Origin of the sequence: Laceyella sacchari, from assembly GCF_004343255.1 — a bacterium.
Taxonomy (GTDB): Bacteria; Bacillota; Bacilli; order Thermoactinomycetales; family Thermoactinomycetaceae; genus Laceyella; species Laceyella sacchari.
Genome location: NZ_SMDD01000002.1, coordinates 376,296 through 392,022 on the forward strand (window position 1 = coordinate 376,296; position 15,727 = coordinate 392,022).

The window sequence follows — 15,727 nt, forward strand, 5'->3', positions numbered from 1 at the left end:
CCAAAAAAACTAGAAATCGCCTTATTTCCCCAGATAAACTCTTACTTATTATAACATCATCTATTAGGCAAGCCAGGTTAATATTTTTCAAAATCAAATTTTATTCAAAAAGCCAAAAAACCCCAGAACCTGTGTCATGGGGTTTTTGATGCTGTAAATTCCCAAATGCTGTTAATCCATTGGTTGATATTGTCATGTTTTTCCTTCTTTTGGCTTAGGGTGGACAACACTTGTTCTTTCGCCGTGCCTCCGGCGCTCCGACGTGCTTCCACTACTTGCTCACATCCCAGCCGCTCATACACGTCCTCTCCGATCAGCGGCGAAAATGATTGGCACTCGGACAAGGTGCAGTCAGCAAGCCCTTTCCCTTCGCGAATACAATGCAAGACCATTCGGCCGACCACTTCATGCGCCTGCCGAAAGGGCAATCCCCGCTCCACCAGGTAATCGGCCAGATCCGTAGCATTGGCGAACCCTTGCTCAGCGCTTTGCCGCATCCGCCGGGCGTTAACTTTCATCGTTTCCAATATCGGTGCCATCAGTTTGAGGCAACCGGTCAAGGTAGTGATTGTGTCGAACACGCCTTCCTTGTCTTCCTGCAAATCTTTGTTGTAAGTGAGCGGCAAAGCTTTAAGCGTAGTCAACAGACCTATCAGGTGTCCAAACACCCGGCCGGACTTTCCGCGGATCAACTCCGGAATATCGGGATTCTTCTTTTGCGGCATCATGCTGCTGCCGGTGCAAAACGCGTCATCCAATTCCACAAAATTAAATTCCTCGCTACTCCACAAGATCAATTCTTCAGCAAGCCGCGACAAATGCACCATGATAATCGACGCAATCGAGAGAAATTCAAGCAAATAGTCACGGTCACTCACCGCATCCATGCTGTTATCATAAATGCCGTCAAAGCCCAGCCGCTCAGCAACCCATTCCCGGTCGATGGGGAACGTGGTGCCCGCGATGGCCCCTGCCCCTAAGGGACAGAGATTGACGCGCTTGTAACTGTCTATCAGTCGCTCCATATCCCGTTCAAACATGGAGGCGTAAGCGAGGAGATGGTGGCTGAACCGCACCGGTTGCGCCCGTTGCAAGTGTGTGTATCCCGGCAGGATGACGTCGATTTGCTGCGATGCCTGTTTGAGTAGCACGCCATGGAGCTCATGGATTAAGCGGACCAATTCCACTGTCTGCATGCGAATATACAGATGCATATCCAATGCCACTTGGTCATTGCGGCTCCGCCCCGTGTGCAACTTCCCGCCCACCGGTCCAATCTCGTCCGTCAGCATTTTTTCGATGTTCATATGAATATCTTCTTGCTCGATGGTGAATACGCAACGGCCTTCCCGCACCTTTGCCAAGATCTGCTTCAACCCCTGCTCGATCTGAGCCACTTCATCGGAGGACAAAATTCCGCATTTCCCCAACATCGCCACATGAGCCAAGCTTCCTTGGATGTCGACTTCCGCCAACACTTGATCGAAAGCGATGGAGGCGTTAAATTCCTCCACCCACCGATGCGTCGACTTGGCGAATCTTCCGCTCCACAGTTTGCTGCTCATGAGTGCCCTCCCCTCTATGCACGCTTGCATAAATATTCGTTGGTAAACCCCACAGCTTAATGAAACCCACGGCAGCTGTATGGTCAAACAGATCATCCTTGGAGTAAGTTGCCAGCTTCTCATCATACAGCGAGCTGGGGCTGGTGCGTCCGAGAACAGTTACCTGACCCTTGAACAGCGCAAGGCGCACTTTTCCGTTGACATGCTGTTGCGTCTCTTCGATGAACGCATCAAGCGCCTGCTTGAGCGGTGAAAACCACAGCCCGTCATATGTCAATTCAGACCACTTTTGCTCTACAATCGGCTTAAAGCGGGTGATATCCCGGGTGTGGGTGAGGAATTCCAACTCTTTGTGGGCGGTCAACAAAGTGATCGTAGCCGGGCATTCATATACTTCACGGGATTTGATTCCCACCAAGCGGTTTTCCACATGGTCGATCCGTCCCACCCCATGCGCGCCGGCCAATTGGTTCAACTTGGCAATCATCTCATGGAAAGGCATCGCCACGCCGTTCAGCTCCGTCGGCACCCCTTTTTCAAAGGTGAGTTCGATCACAGCAGGTTCATCCGGCGTGTCGGCGAGCGCCTTCGTCCACTCAAATGCCGCTTCTGGAGGCGCGTTCCACGGATCTTCCAACACTCCGCATTCACAGCTGCGTCCCCATAAGTTCTGGTCAACGCTAAATGGATTGTCTAAGTTGGCCGACACAGGAATGTTATGGCGCTCGGCGTACGCGATTTCCTCATCACGGGACATGCCCCACTCCCGCACGGGCGCGATCACCTGCAAGTTGGGATTCAACGCGGCAACGGCTACATCGAAGCGGACTTGGTCATTCCCTTTGCCGGTACAACCATGCGCAACAGCGACGGCGCCACGTGCTTCTGCCACTTCCACCAGCTTCTCCGCGATCAAGGGACGAGACAGCGCCGTTGCCAGCGGGTATTTCCCCTCGTACATCGCGTTAGCTTTTAAGGCCGGCTTCAAGAAACGCTCGGCAAATTCTTCCCGCACATCCAACACGATGGACTCAATGGCACCAACCTTGAGCGCCTTTTCCCGGACAAACGACAAATCCTTGCCTTCCCCTACATCGAGCGCCACCGTAATCACATCATATCCATACGTTTCCCCAAGCCATTTGATAGCTACCGATGTATCTAAACCGCCTGAATAGGCCAATACCACTTTTGGTTTCATTCGTGCCCTCTCCTTTTATAAAAATTCATTATCATGAATTATTATACATATCATGCGTAAAAAGTCCACCCATGCCTCCCGATGGTAAACATTGGCCGAGATGAAAAAACCGGCGCCATACAAGGTGGAGCCGCCAAAATAAAAAAATTTACAATGGATAAAGCGTGTATAATTAAACGCTTGTTTATGCAGAGGCGTGGTTGCAAACGATATTGACACGCCCTGGCCCACATCAACGCCAAAAGGGCCTTTCGCATCGGGATCATCCGCGCAGCTCCACAACTTCGGCCAGATGATAACGACCATGATAGCAACAATTTTTATGTCAATCTGACGAAACTTCCCGGTCATCCTTTCCGTTATGCACCGCTGAATATTATCATTAGCTATACGTTCTATTTCTTTGGTAAATCATATAACTCGTATCCAGCCTCATTTCATTGCAGAACACTGATAAACAAGGGTTATAATTTCACTCTTGCTTCTCGTTACAAACCATCCATACCCGACAGGGGGGACTCGCATGATCCGCACATTGGCATACACCCAAGAAGGCCGCATAATTGAAAACCTGCCGATCGAGGAAGTGCAGGCCCTTGATCCCGCTTGGTATTGGATCGACTTTCACGCCCCAACCATGCAGGAAGCCACTTACCTGGAAAAGTTGGGTTTTCACCCGTTGGCGATCAAAGATTGCCTCCATTATCTGCAACGCCCCAAGTTCGATTACTATGACACCTATACTTTTTATGTGTTGCAAGTCTTGAACAACAAAACGTGGAAGCCGGAAGAGATTGACCTTTTTGCCAGTCACCGCTACATCGTCACCTTCCACTACCAAGCGCATGAGGAAATCGACGAGGTCTGGGAACGGGTCAAAACCGACGCCGCGATCCAATCCAAAGGGACTCCCTTCATCATGGTGAAAATCATCGACAAAATCGTCGATTACTATTTTCCCATCGCCCAAGGGTTGGAAGACCAAATCACCGTATTGGAAGAGAAAACGCGCAGGCCGCACGCGAGGCTACACACCTTGATGAGAGAAGTGTTTAAAATTCGCGGCGAACTGTTGGCATTGCGCCACACCATCTGGCCCATGCGCGACCTTTTGTACCGCATCCTCAATTCAGAGCGCCTAAATCTTTCAATTGAAGAGCGTCGCCAGTACAAATCCATCCACGACCATCTGGAACGGCTTAGCCAGATGGTGGAATCAAGCCGGGATATGACAGCCGACATCCGCGACAATTATCTTTCGCTCAATTCCTACCGGATGAATTCCATAATGATGACCCTCACCGTCATCACGGTAATCTTCATGCCGCTGACGTTTATCGCTGGCATCTACGGCATGAACTTCGAGCATATGCCGGAATTGAAATGGCGTTACGGTTATTTCTTCGTACTGGGCCTGATGGGTTTTATCGGCGTCGCCATGTATAAGTGGTTCCGCAAGAAAGGCTGGTTTGAAAAGGAGTAGTCAGCCCATGCAATCGTCAATCAAATCACTGACCGCAATCATTTCTTTATGTCTGGCAACAACCGCGTGCTCCGGAACCCAGGTCACTACCGATCACTCCCAAGCACGCCCCACTACCCAATCGACTGCCGCTCCAACCGCAAAGCCATCGACCAACACAGCCGCATTGCCCTCAGTAGAGGAGATCAAACAGCGGGTGCAAACCAAATTTGAAGGCCAAAAGCCCCAAAAATGGGGAGAACACCTTCCCGGCGTCATCGATCGCCTACCCACCCAAGAAAAACTGATCGCCCTGACTTTCGACGCCTGTGGCGGACAGCACGGTAGCGGCTATGATGCATCGCTGATCCAATACTTGGAGCGCGAACAAATTCCGGCCACGCTCTTTATCAACAGCCGCTGGATTGAACGCAATAAACAGATTTTCTTGCGCTTGGCGCGGCAGCCGCTGTTTGAAATCGAAAACCACGGCACGGTTCACCGCCCCCTTTCCGTCAATGGGCGCGCCGTCTACGGCATCCGCGGCACGGCAAACGTGAACGAAGCGTTGGAAGAAGTGCTGGGCAATGACCGCAAAATCATGGAGTTGACCGGAAAGAAGCCAAAGTTTTTCCGTTCAGGTACCGCCTATTATGATGATGTTGCGGTCAAAATCATCCATGAAACGGGGGAACGCCCCGTCAACTTCGATATAATCGGCGATGCGGGTGCCACCTTCTCCGCTCGCCAAGTGAAACAAGCTTTGCTTACAGCTAAGCCCGGCTCCATCGTCATCCTCCATTTCAATCAGCCGCAAGGAGAGACCGCTGAAGGGTTGAAACAGGCGATCCCTCTGCTGCGAAAACAAGGATACCGCTTTGTAAAGCTGGAGGATGTGTTGAAATGAAAAAGGCATGGATCTTTTGATCCATGCCTTCGTTTGTTCACATTGGAGCCAGAACCAATACTCCCTCGCCCCTTAATAACTGATCAACGCGGCCATCACCAAACCCACTCCAACGCTTAAGCGCGATGCAAAAATGGCGACGGGCACATTCCCCTTGGGGATCTCTTTGACCACACTAAACGGGGCCAGTAAGTTAAACAAGTAAAACATGATAATTTGAAACACGATTCCCACAGAACCCCAGATCAATAAGTCGACCACACTCACCGAGTGGAATATCGCCGAAGCCACCACCAACATCAATCCGAGCATCTTGCCGCTCAAATCATGAGCTGCGGCAGCCGCGGCATTTTTTTTGGCGGGATCATCTGTGTTCGCGCCCTGCCGAATCAATTCCACTTCCTTGTAAGGTGTCGCCCATAAAAAGGCGATAAACCCCACAATGACCAGCGGAATCGTCACGGCCAAGTATAATGCAAAATTCTGGAACAATGCGATTTGACTCATCTATTTTCCCCTCTCTCCCAACAGACCGACTGGCAAATAATAGGAGCGGTCGCCGGTGATGTGCTTGTCCACCCGTGCAACAATCGCCGAGGCTTGACCACCGATCAAAAACGAGCTCCACAACAACTCCCCAGTAAACGGACCACGCCATGTCTCCACTTCCACTCGCTCCATCTCGGCCAATTCTTGATAAATCATCATCTGCTCCCAATACAACGTTTCCTTGTCATGGGCGATAATCGCGCCATTGCGGTCATACAGGGTAACGGCCCCGCCTTCCCGACCGAAAATCGGCTTCCGCACATATGCCCGTTTGCCATGAAACGGATTATCCATATAGGTGGGCAACATGTAGCGTTGAATGCACGCCCGTTCCTCCGCTGTGTAAAACAACTGTGAGTCGCTCAAGTTCCATATCAGCGCTTGCATGGCTTTGGTTTGCGACAGCAGCGCGTGGGGTGGATTGATTAACGCCAAGTGCTTGTCAGCGACCAATCGCAACAAATGTTTTCCTGTCGGATAACCTTGTTCATCCTCGTCATCGGCCAAAATCTCCAACGCATGTAGCCGATACAAGACATCCACCGGGGCAAGCCCGCTCCCATCCGGCGCATACAGGCGACTCCCCTTGACCGCCAGCTCCGACAGCGGGACAAATGCGGCCTCCAACCCGGATTCCCGAAGCAAATACTTGGTTGTCCCCGCGTCTTCCTCGTGCCAGTCCAACGCGCTGAACACCACCCGTTCGGTAGCGTATCCGCTCTGCCGGTACCGTTCCACAAGTTCTTGGAAAACCGGGCGGAAACGGCGGTGTTCGCCTCGGTTGGGATCAGTGGCGCCAAAGGCCTTACACACCAATCCGTTTACATAAAAAGCTTCCACTATACAGGTGGGAGTGTCACTGTTAAATTCGAGCATCTTCAATCCTTGCGGCGTATGAGCAAAGTCAAAACGACCGATGGCAGTGGGTACCGACGAATTGAGGGACAAGCGTACAGCTCCCCAAGCCGCTTCAGGGATACCCAGCTCCCTTAACAGGGCATCAGACCCTTCCTGAACAATGCGGGCCGTTTTCGCGAAAATCTGGCCTAAGCGCTCTGTGGCAAATGCCAGCTCTTGGCGAAACGCTTCGCTAATGGGATGGACAGTGGCCAACGCATATTCAGATTGATTATCTTTATCCCAATCCCATGTAAAAATTCCGGCTTCCCGAATCGGAGCATAAATTTCCGCCCGGCGCCGCCCATAATCGTCATGTCGCATCTTATCCGCTGGAGCCTCCCGATTTCCGGCCAATCCCTTTTTTGAAATCGACGTCGTTCTCGGTAACCAGGCGGCTATCCGGTTTGATGTAGGCGAAGCGCTTCCCTTTTTTTACCACATAATTATCTGGATCATAGTAGCTGCCATCATCATCGCAACGCCGATCCCAATTGTCGTCAAAACACAGCTCAATATCGTCATCTCCGCACCCCGCCAAGGGCACGGCAACCATCGCGGCGGTAAACAGCTTCACCAACCGTTGGCTTTTCCCTTGTTGCTCTCCCATTTTTCCCCTCACTCTTCCGTTGTTGGCTTGGCGTAAATCACATACACTTTTCGGTTTTCATCCACTTCCGTCGATGTCTTTTCCCATTCTTGATCGCCAATCATCAGATAATCACTCAATAAGTGCAATAACGCTTCTTGTGAATCATAGAAACGAAGCCGGCGAACCAAGGGATAATCATCCATCCCCTCGCGGAAATGGCGTACCTCCATACAAATCCCTTCCCAGTCCGGCATAAAGACGGGGCCGGATGGATTTTCATCCTCATCGGGGCTTTCAATTACATATACCACATACAGATCCCCTTCAATCGCGGTGGATGTTTTCTCGTAGACACGGGTTCCCTTGACCAAGTAGTCGCAAGCAAACCGCATCAACACTTCTCCATACAACAAGGACGAATAACCGAAAAGGCTGGGAAACCCCTGTTTTTCATCACACAGCCGATATTCCAATCTGACCATGGTGCTCCCCCAACTCTCCTCCCATTCTCACATCTGACTCGGTTCGCACACCAGCAATGGTCCTTCTATCAACGACAGGCACGCAACTTTGACGGACAGCTAAGAGCTAAGCTCGATCCTTTCAGCTTTGCGCACCCGCTTTGCTCTGTCTTTGTTTAAACCAGCGACCAAGCAAGAGCACCGCGGCAATCAGCAGAATGATGAATCCGTATTTAATAGAGGGTTCTTCAAAGTACGCCTTGATCAACTTCTCATCGACAATCATTTTGGCGGCGGTAAACGCCAAAACTCCCGAACCAATATATATGATCCATGGGTATTTGTCCATCAGCTTGAGGAAGACGGTGCTACCCCAGACCACAATCGGCACGCTGATGATAAGTCCTAGCACGACCAGTAAAAAGTCGCCATGAGCTGCGCCTGCAACTGCCAACACATTGTCCAAACCCATCACCGCATCGGCGATGATAATTGTGCGGATCGCCGCCCACATGCTATCAGCTGCTTTTACATCATGCTCTTTCTCCTCAATCAACAGCTTAAACGCAATCCAAGTCAAAATAATCCCGCCGATCAAAAGCAAGCCAGGTATTTTCAGCAACCAGACGACCGCCAGCGTCGCCAATATCCGGATCACAACCGCCCCGAGTGTTCCCCAGATAATCACCTGTTTTTGTTTGTCCTTGGGCAAATTGCGTGCGGCCAACCCGATCACAATCGCATTATCACCCGCCAACACCAAGTCAATGATCACAATCGATAGCAACGCTGTAAAAAATTCCATCATGTTTGATCATACACCCCCGAAAATAGTATCCTTCCACATTGGCAAAATACACAAAAAGACCTTTACTTTTCCAAACCCAAAATCACGCTTGGAAAAGTAAAGGTCTTGCCAACAACGGTTACGTTGCCAACAAAGCCGGGGCATATGCCCGTAATGACGACTTTGCTGTACCAGCTACTCCCCTTTATTCTAAACGAGAAAGTATTCCATTGGCGAACTACCCTTCTATCATAGTCAACAGCATATTCTCCGTCAATGGATAGAGCTGACAATGTTTCCAGAACCCATGATGAATTTCGTAAGTTTCACTTCTTTTTTCACATAATATCATACTTACGCCACAAAGTCGCCTCTTATGTAACGGCAAACGAAAAATAAGACGTATATGAGAAGAACGATGAGAAAATAAAAAAAGCTCCCGTAAACCGGGAGCGGTCATTCCGTTTGGCAAAAAGCCAGCGCAGATGCCTGAGTCGTGTTCCTTAAAAACCCTAAGCCATCGACGTTTTATTTTGTTTGAGCGTCCCCGGCTCTAGAGCCGTTTGATTGATCATGCATACACTCACACCCGCGCCAGTCACCTTGACCGCGCGGCTCCAGTTCAAAGCACGGTAAGCGATGTTCTTGGCGTAGGTGTTTACATCAAACCTTTCGCTCACTGGTTCTTCCAACTGGACAGTCAACACAATCTTATTCATGGTGATTCCTCCCTTTTTCTGCTGGGACGCCGCTTTATCCCCTTCTGAAAGCACAAGGTGAGTCCACTTTGACAGACACCCCTGTCCGTTTGGCATAGTGCTTGATCACACGCAGGCGCTGGTTCAACTCCCCCATCTCCCCCTCCAGCTCAAACGCGAAAGACGCGCGGTTTTGCTCTTTTATGCCAAACAGATAATGAAGGAACCGTCCGGTGTTGGCTCCTGTCACAAACACACGCATGCGCAACGTTTCACTGGCGGAGAATGAAGAGAGTTGCCGGCGCACGTTACCCGCTTCCGAAATCCGCAGGGATTTAAATGAAATGGGCGTTCCGTACTCCAAAGCGGAGTCCGCGTCGGTACCCCATGCGTTCCGAGCGCCCTTTTGCACTTGAAAGGCAGCATGCGGGTTGGCGGGGACACTGACGACGCTGATTTCCACCAAATCGATTTTTTCAATGAGATGGCGATGAGGAGCCAATTGCCGGCGGTGAAAATAACCGCCAATGGAAAACGATCTTAACGTGCCTAGCTCGATTTGTTTGCGAATCCCCTCAAGGTGGGGGTCGGGGGATCGGTTCACTTGGGCTACAACGTACAATCCGCGCTGATCCAGATGCGCTTCCAGCACTTGGCCTATCGGTTTTTTATGGTCGTGATAAGCCAGCAGGATCGGATTTTTCATGTACTGCTCTATGCTGTCGTCAAACGCTTTCGGATCGATCGTATCCCCATGGCGGTCTCGCTCATGAAAGGTACTGGCATACCCCTCCAGCAGAAGCGCGCCTTCTTCGGCGTCCTTGGCTTTACGGATGCGATGAATGACGGGAAATGGTCGACTCATGGGAACCTCCTTTCCAAAAGGAAGCGTGGGGCCGCATCCGGCTTCACGCTTTCTTCAACAGTGCCTTGACGACCCCATCGGCAAACCCACCGCTCTTGTGCGGATAGGCGATGGCAGTACGTACCGTCGCTTCAATCTTGTTTTTGTCACCCTCCAGCGGGAAGACCCGTATCGTTACATTTCGGCGCTGGGACAGCAAGACCGAAGCCCGGTTCGCCAAGATGATCGGATAAGTGGGGGTTGTTCCGTCGACAGCGTCCAACGTGGTGAGTGGCGCTACGCTCATACCGTAAAATTTGCCCAGCTCTCCGCTGATGATCGTGGCGCTTGGACCATACATGTCTTGCGTCTTCACTTCCCCGGCTTGAACCAGATTCCAATACAATTCAGGATGGAGATACATGACAATATTGGCCGGGTCCAAATTGTACGGGGCTCCCATCGCCGATAACAAACTCATCACAGTCTGCGCGGCGTTAGCCGGGGTCAAACTCCCTTCTGGCACGGCAGCAGTCTTGTCGGCAGCGTTGGCTAGCAAGCCATGGGTGGCATCATCCAGGAACAGCATTTTCTCTTCCGCCCGCATCAAATTGACCGCCAGTTGATTTTTCAGAAATGCCATCATTTCCGGGATGTTTTCCTCTTCAAATTCGGTTGTCGCTTCCGCCGTAATCATTAATTTGCGGTGGTTGAAAACAACCTTGCCGTAGTGGTCACTCACCGGCTGGGACGCCACCGTCTCCCCTTCCGATCCAATCAGCGAAGCGGTAAAATCACTGGCCACTACCGGTAGCTCAAACGGATCCTTGGGAGCATTAAAGATTTGGTGGTAATTGCGCACTTTGGACTGCTGACGGATTTTGTCTATGATTTGCGCGCCCAACGATTCCGGCTCCCACTGTGTCTCCGGCAAATCCCCAGCCGCTTTCGCCTCGATCATTTTCAGATCGGACAAGGAGATTTCCTCACTGTAGCTTTTGCAGTGGAGAATCGCGTCCAGCAATTGCTCATCGGCCGGGGATAAAGCAGCATACTTGCCCGAATCAATGTGGATCTGCGGGGTTCCTCCAGCGTAATAACTACGGGTGATTCCGAATGGATAAGTAGACATCTCGCTCACTCCTTAAATGATGTTGGTTGGCCTGCAATGCGCAGACCCTGCTTAAACAGATATAAACAACACGGTTAAATTTATATAAATATTCTCCTATACGTTTATTTTACGACGGATCAAACGCTCAGGGTAGAGACAATCCCTTCACACCCTTGGCCCCGCTTATGAGAACAGCGCTCCCCATGTTTGCGGACCGACGATGCCATCCACAGCCAGACCGCGGGATTTTTGGAAAGCCTGCACCGCACGTTTGGTCACCGGGCCGTAGATTCCATCTGCCGGCACACCCAATCTCACTTGAACTTGTTTGATATCATCCCCTCGCATCATCGGGCGAGTAACCTTCAACAAACGGCGCAGGCCACTTCCCGCTGCCGGCGACGCAGAACCCCCTTGTCTTACCCGGGCAATAAATGATGACCATTGCTTAAGAAGATTTGCCGGACAATTTTTTCCGGACCAGTGCTTATGAGGAACCACCCGGCTGATTGGAATCTTGTACTTATCCATGAGCATTTTGACAAGCTTGATGGCATTTTCTTGTGCACGGCCAAAATCCCCATCGGCGTTCACGCAGATTTCGATGCCGATGGATTTTCGGTTGCCGGGGCCATTCCTCCCGTCCCCGGCATGCCACGCCACCTCATTTTCGGGAATATGTTGGATGATCCGTTGGTCGTCAACGGTAAAATGCCATGACGCAGTTCGGGTATTCCCTCTTGCCAACAGGCGGGCATGGGCTTGTGCATCCGCCCCTTTGGCGGTATTAGCCGTTTCATGGATCGTGATGTACTCCGGTTTCATGGTGATGCGGGGGCGAATATGTTGATGGGCCACCGGAATCCATTGTTGTTGAATGTTCATCTTTTCAACCTCCATTTCACTTAGGGTTTGTGTTCGTCACCATGGATGCCTATTGTTTCTTGTCCGTTTTTTCTTGCAACACCTGAATCGCCTTTTCAATGGGACCAGGAAGTTGCAAGCCCATCCGGCCTGCGTTTTCGGTAATACTCAAGCATTCATTGGCTGCATAAAAAAAGACCGCCCCATCCCGGAGCAAGTCCTCAGTCCCCAGCAACACATCCAGCAGATGGCACATGGCGATCACCCAGATCATGCCAAACTTCCGCAAAATGCCTTTGCTGCCGATCTGACTCGAAAGCTTCTTCTCATAAAATCCGGCCAGCAGGCCCGTCACAAAGTCAATGCACACCAAAATGCCCAACACGATCAAACCCGTGGACCATCCTCCAAAAATATAAGAGGCTGCGGCACCCGTCATTGCGACCGTTGTTTTGATCGTCACACTCTCCTGCGCCATTTGTTTGAGCATCTCTTTCACATCGCACCACCTTTTCTTTCTATTTACTGCCCACAATCCACCCGACAGTGGGCACATGGCGGAAAATGATTGTTTCTCGTTGTCCATCAGCGATTGTTTCCCTTGCCGCATAGCCGGGACTTCGCCTCTTTGCCTTTAACCATCCACTTGATCCACCAGCATGTGCCAAAGTTGCGGGTCTTCTTGCCCCACAGACCATAACCCGATGCCACGGGCTTTGAACTCATATGCGGCGATATCCCCCTGCCGCAAAATGGTCTCAGCAAAGGGGAACACGGCGATGCTAAATCCATCGTCATCCCCCAAATAAATGCGGGATAGCCAGATCCCCTGGTCCCTCATCCGGACTTTCACTGGATAATCCCCTTCTGTCAAAGTAAACGGAGCCGAGTGAAGATAATCCCAGTCCTTGATAATCTGCTTGTCCATCCCGTCTGGCGGTTCCAGGCGGGTATCCAGCTCGTCGCCACTTTCCAAATAAAAAAAGCCCCATTTCTCATCCCATGTGATCCCTGACCGGGGAATGCGGCCCAATGTCTGCTCTGTACCATCGGGCAGGATGATATCCATCGCTTCTTGCGGATAATGCCAGTGGGAATCAGCCCCGACCAACAAATCACAAGACATCGCAACATCTGATTGCACCCCCCACGCGCCGGCTCCCACTTCCGTAGCCAAGGTATGGCGGATGACCGGGATATCATTGAGGAGGCAGATCACTTCCCGTCCACGTACTTTCATCCGCAATCGGTAATACGTGTTGAGGTCGAGGGGGCCACCTGGCCATTGGGTTGCCAGGAGCGTACCTCCCTGATGCAATTCATACCGGCCACCTTTGTAGTTCATATTGAGGCAAAACCAGAGATCTTTAAACAACACACCCGCCATTCCCTCTTTCTCCACGCGCAGATTGGCATCCACCGTGACATTGGTGAAGCGGGAGGTGTTGAGCGTGAATTTGCCGGAGCCGGACACCCAGGCATACTGGCGGGGGGCGGGATCATTTTTGTCTTTATTCACCTTCCACGCACCTGAATGAATGATGTACTTATCGGAAGGGAGCTGATCTTGCCAATCGCGAAAATCATCATAAAAGATGAGCGCCGGTTCCGGCGACCGCCTGACCGCCTCCAAGGTCAGCTTAAACTTGTTTTCATAAGGCCAGGCCGCCATCCCATTCCGGTCGCGGAATTTGCGGGGCATCAGCGTAAAGGTGGCTTCCCCCGCTTCACGGTTCTCCCGAAACTGCCGGCATACGCGAAAGCCGTAGAAGATGGTGCCATATTGACTTCCTGCGCCCAATACTTCAAACACATGCTCTCCCGGCATCAATGTCAACCGTGCCACCTTGGTCCAATGCACTTGGCGATGATAAGGATAATGTTGGGGCACCTCACCGATCACCTGAGGAATCCCGTCGATTGTCACCGCCAACTTCTGTTGATCAAACCACGGATACTCCACTTGCGCTACGACATCATAGACGCCCTCCTCAGGAACATGAAATGTCCATTTGGCGTAGCCTTCCGTTTCCCCAGCGGCGGGCTTACGCGGAGACACGTAGGCGTCGGTTCGGATCATCGCACCCCGCACCACATCCGCGTCGGCCACTGTCTGGTCAGACACTGCCCCATCAAAGGAAACGACTTGATCCTTGCCATAAGCGGTCAAAAAGGAGCGATCCCCAAACCAGCCCTTATTCAAGTTTGTCGTATCAGCGTCTTCACCAGCATCCACATAATCATAGATGTGCAAGAAGAGTTGGTGCACGGCATCCTGCTCATCAAAATACGAGAAAAACGGGATATAGGCTTGCGTTTCAGCCCCACCCCGGTATGAATCGGTATGCGAAAGCTCCCCGATCATCCACCGCAAAAAATCGGGAAATCCGCCCCCGAAACCGCGATAAGGCTGCGAAGCCGTTTTCGGGTATTTGCTGATCTCCCACCGGTAACCGTATGCCGCCACCCCCATGTAGACCTGCATCGGATCAAACGCGCTGACAGCATAACGGATTACGCTCCGCTGCCAATCCAACGGCGCAGTAGAGCCTGGCGCGGAGCCGGCCCATGCAAATCCATAAGTCATGATCTGCGCTGTGTCGCAACGGTCTTTTAACCGCCCGTAGTCACACCACTTCTCAGGCCCGATGGTTTCATGCGCTGCGACCATCGGCGGTAGATCGAGATGGAGAAACCGGTTGGCTGTACGGCTTTTTATTTCGGCAAACAAGCGGTCGTACAGCTGGTAGATGTTGTCCACTTGGTCATTGGGCAACCGCTCAAAGTCGGCATCCAGCCCATCCACCCACGCATATTGGTTTAGAATGCGGTGGACTTCCTGAATGAACCGATCCTGTGCCCCCTGCTGATTGGACACCACCGGATTGATTCTGGATGGAACCCCGTCGTTCTTAACCGTCAGCAACCAGCGGATGTGCGGCCATTTCTCATGAATTTGCCGGGCGCGTGCCATCGCCTCTTCCAGATCGCTGATCGCCCCGGTCAACGAGCCGTCCGCTTGTATGTCAAACCAAAACAGGCAGACCGCAGAAAATTTGTTGCCGAACCTCTCCACCACTTCCAGCTGTTCGCTCGTACGGACCCACGACAAAAACTCCCGATGGCGTGTTCGCAAAGAACTCACAAACGCTCACCTCCTCTTCCCTTCAGCCACATGTCCACCTCACATACCAACTGTCCCGCCCCGCGCTCCGCACCCCGTTCATCGTCTAGCTCTACTTGATAAATGCCAAACCCGGCGGGACAGGTGTGGAAATTGCCACTGTATTCATGTGTTATCTGCTCGTTGATTTCCACGCGGCGCTTGGTCGCGCTCAGCGTAACCTGATCGCCAGCGCTGAGCGGAGGCGATACGATCAGTTGCCGTTGCCCGTGTTGATGGGCAAAACGGATTCCTTCCCGCGGCGTATTCCGGGTCAGCACAAGGTGGAAATCCACGCCACCAGTCACCCGCTTGGCCAGGTCTTTCTCCCTGCCAACCTCTTCCCGATTGGGGACAGCAATCTTCCGTTTCCCGCGAATCACCCCGTTGTAATGCTTGCGGCGAATTACCGTGCCCGCTCCGTCCCGCTCTCTTTGCAAAAACTCTTTGTTGGCGGGAACATAGCCAGTTGCAGCCCGACCGATTTGCAGCATCAAATCGGTCAGCCAAGCCGTTCCTTCGCAATCATTCATCACAAAGCGATAATCGATTCGGGTCACCTTCCGGTTGGGCGTCACTTGAAAGGTGAAAAAATACCGGGTCCAAAACTCTTTTTTATCCAT

Annotated in this window: 17 protein-coding genes; 2 read left to right on the forward strand and 15 right to left on the reverse strand. The window is 51.7% G+C overall.

From position 1 onward, the window contains the following. Positions 1-134: 134 nt before the first annotated feature. From argH to EDC32_RS08950, 3 genes are read right to left on the reverse strand one after another with little or no spacing between them, the layout of a single operon-like run. Entirely contained in the window at positions 135-1,565 is a 1,431-nt protein-coding gene (argH, locus tag EDC32_RS08940) for an argininosuccinate lyase (RefSeq protein WP_132221555.1), read from the reverse strand. Beyond that, on the reverse strand, positions 1,501-2,766 hold the full coding sequence (locus EDC32_RS08945) for an argininosuccinate synthase (RefSeq protein WP_132221557.1): 1,266 nt from the start codon (positions 2,764-2,766) through the stop codon (positions 1,501-1,503). The genes argH and EDC32_RS08945 overlap by 65 nt, the downstream gene beginning before the upstream one ends. Before the next feature lie 15 nt (positions 2,767-2,781). After that, positions 2,782-3,117: a hypothetical protein gene (locus tag EDC32_RS08950; RefSeq protein WP_132221559.1), complete on the reverse strand. Its 336-nt coding sequence runs from the start codon at positions 3,115-3,117 to the stop codon at positions 2,782-2,784. Positions 3,118-3,289: 172 nt separating this feature from the next. Between EDC32_RS08950 and corA the strand changes: the two genes are divergently transcribed. Next, positions 3,290-4,249 carry a magnesium/cobalt transporter CorA gene (gene corA / locus EDC32_RS08955; RefSeq protein ID WP_132221561.1) on the forward strand — a complete coding sequence of 320 codons (960 nt, stop codon included), beginning with the start codon at positions 3,290-3,292 and terminating at the stop codon, positions 4,247-4,249. A 7-nt stretch (positions 4,250-4,256) separates the two neighbouring features. Then, positions 4,257-5,135: a polysaccharide deacetylase family protein gene (locus tag EDC32_RS08960; RefSeq protein WP_132221563.1), complete on the forward strand. Its 879-nt coding sequence runs from the start codon at positions 4,257-4,259 to the stop codon at positions 5,133-5,135. Between the two features lie 72 nt (positions 5,136-5,207). On the opposite strand, the gene EDC32_RS08965 is transcribed toward EDC32_RS08960, so the two are convergent. The 12 genes from EDC32_RS08965 to EDC32_RS09020 all read right to left on the reverse strand — a co-directional run bounded on the left by EDC32_RS08965 (position 5,208) and on the right by EDC32_RS09020 (position 15,727). Beyond that, entirely contained in the window at positions 5,208-5,642 is a 435-nt protein-coding gene (locus tag EDC32_RS08965; protein WP_132221565.1) for a DUF350 domain-containing protein, read from the reverse strand. After that, a complete protein-coding gene (locus tag EDC32_RS08970; protein WP_132221567.1) occupies positions 5,643-6,905 on the reverse strand; it encodes a glutathionylspermidine synthase family protein in 1,263 nt (420 codons plus the stop codon). A gap of 1 nt (position 6,906) precedes the next feature. Further along, a complete protein-coding gene (locus tag EDC32_RS08975) occupies positions 6,907-7,191 on the reverse strand; it encodes a hypothetical protein (protein ID WP_132221569.1) in 285 nt (94 codons plus the stop codon). Positions 7,192-7,199: 8 nt separating this feature from the next. Beyond that, positions 7,200-7,655, reverse strand: coding sequence for a hypothetical protein (locus EDC32_RS08980; RefSeq protein ID WP_132221571.1), 456 nt, complete (start codon positions 7,653-7,655; stop codon positions 7,200-7,202). Positions 7,656-7,776: 121 nt separating this feature from the next. After that, positions 7,777-8,439: a TerC family protein gene (locus tag EDC32_RS08985; RefSeq protein WP_132222036.1), complete on the reverse strand. Its 663-nt coding sequence runs from the start codon at positions 8,437-8,439 to the stop codon at positions 7,777-7,779. Positions 8,440-8,933: 494 nt separating this feature from the next. Beyond that, entirely contained in the window at positions 8,934-9,140 is a 207-nt protein-coding gene (locus EDC32_RS08990; RefSeq protein WP_132221573.1) for a hypothetical protein, read from the reverse strand. A gap of 34 nt (positions 9,141-9,174) precedes the next feature. Further along, positions 9,175-9,984, reverse strand: coding sequence for an HK97 family phage prohead protease (locus EDC32_RS08995; RefSeq protein ID WP_132221575.1), 810 nt, complete (start codon positions 9,982-9,984; stop codon positions 9,175-9,177). A 43-nt stretch (positions 9,985-10,027) separates the two neighbouring features. Next, on the reverse strand, positions 10,028-11,095 hold the full coding sequence (locus EDC32_RS09000) for a phage major capsid protein (protein ID WP_132221577.1): 1,068 nt from the start codon (positions 11,093-11,095) through the stop codon (positions 10,028-10,030). A 165-nt stretch (positions 11,096-11,260) separates the two neighbouring features. Continuing rightward, positions 11,261-11,962: a peptidoglycan recognition protein family protein gene (locus EDC32_RS09005; RefSeq protein ID WP_132221579.1), complete on the reverse strand. Its 702-nt coding sequence runs from the start codon at positions 11,960-11,962 to the stop codon at positions 11,261-11,263. A 49-nt stretch (positions 11,963-12,011) separates the two neighbouring features. Further along, the gene (locus tag EDC32_RS09010; protein ID WP_246026901.1) at positions 12,012-12,551 is read right to left on the reverse strand and encodes a phage holin family protein; all 540 of its coding nucleotides are present in this window, start codon (positions 12,549-12,551) and stop codon (positions 12,012-12,014) included. 24 nt (positions 12,552-12,575) lie between these two features. After that, positions 12,576-15,086, reverse strand: a complete 2,511-nt coding sequence (locus EDC32_RS09015) for a glycosyl hydrolase family 18 protein (protein ID WP_132221581.1) — start codon at positions 15,084-15,086, stop codon at positions 12,576-12,578. Continuing rightward, entirely contained in the window at positions 15,083-15,727 is a 645-nt protein-coding gene (locus tag EDC32_RS09020; protein ID WP_132221583.1) for a hypothetical protein, read from the reverse strand. Before EDC32_RS09020 ends, EDC32_RS09015 begins: the two co-directional genes overlap by 4 nt.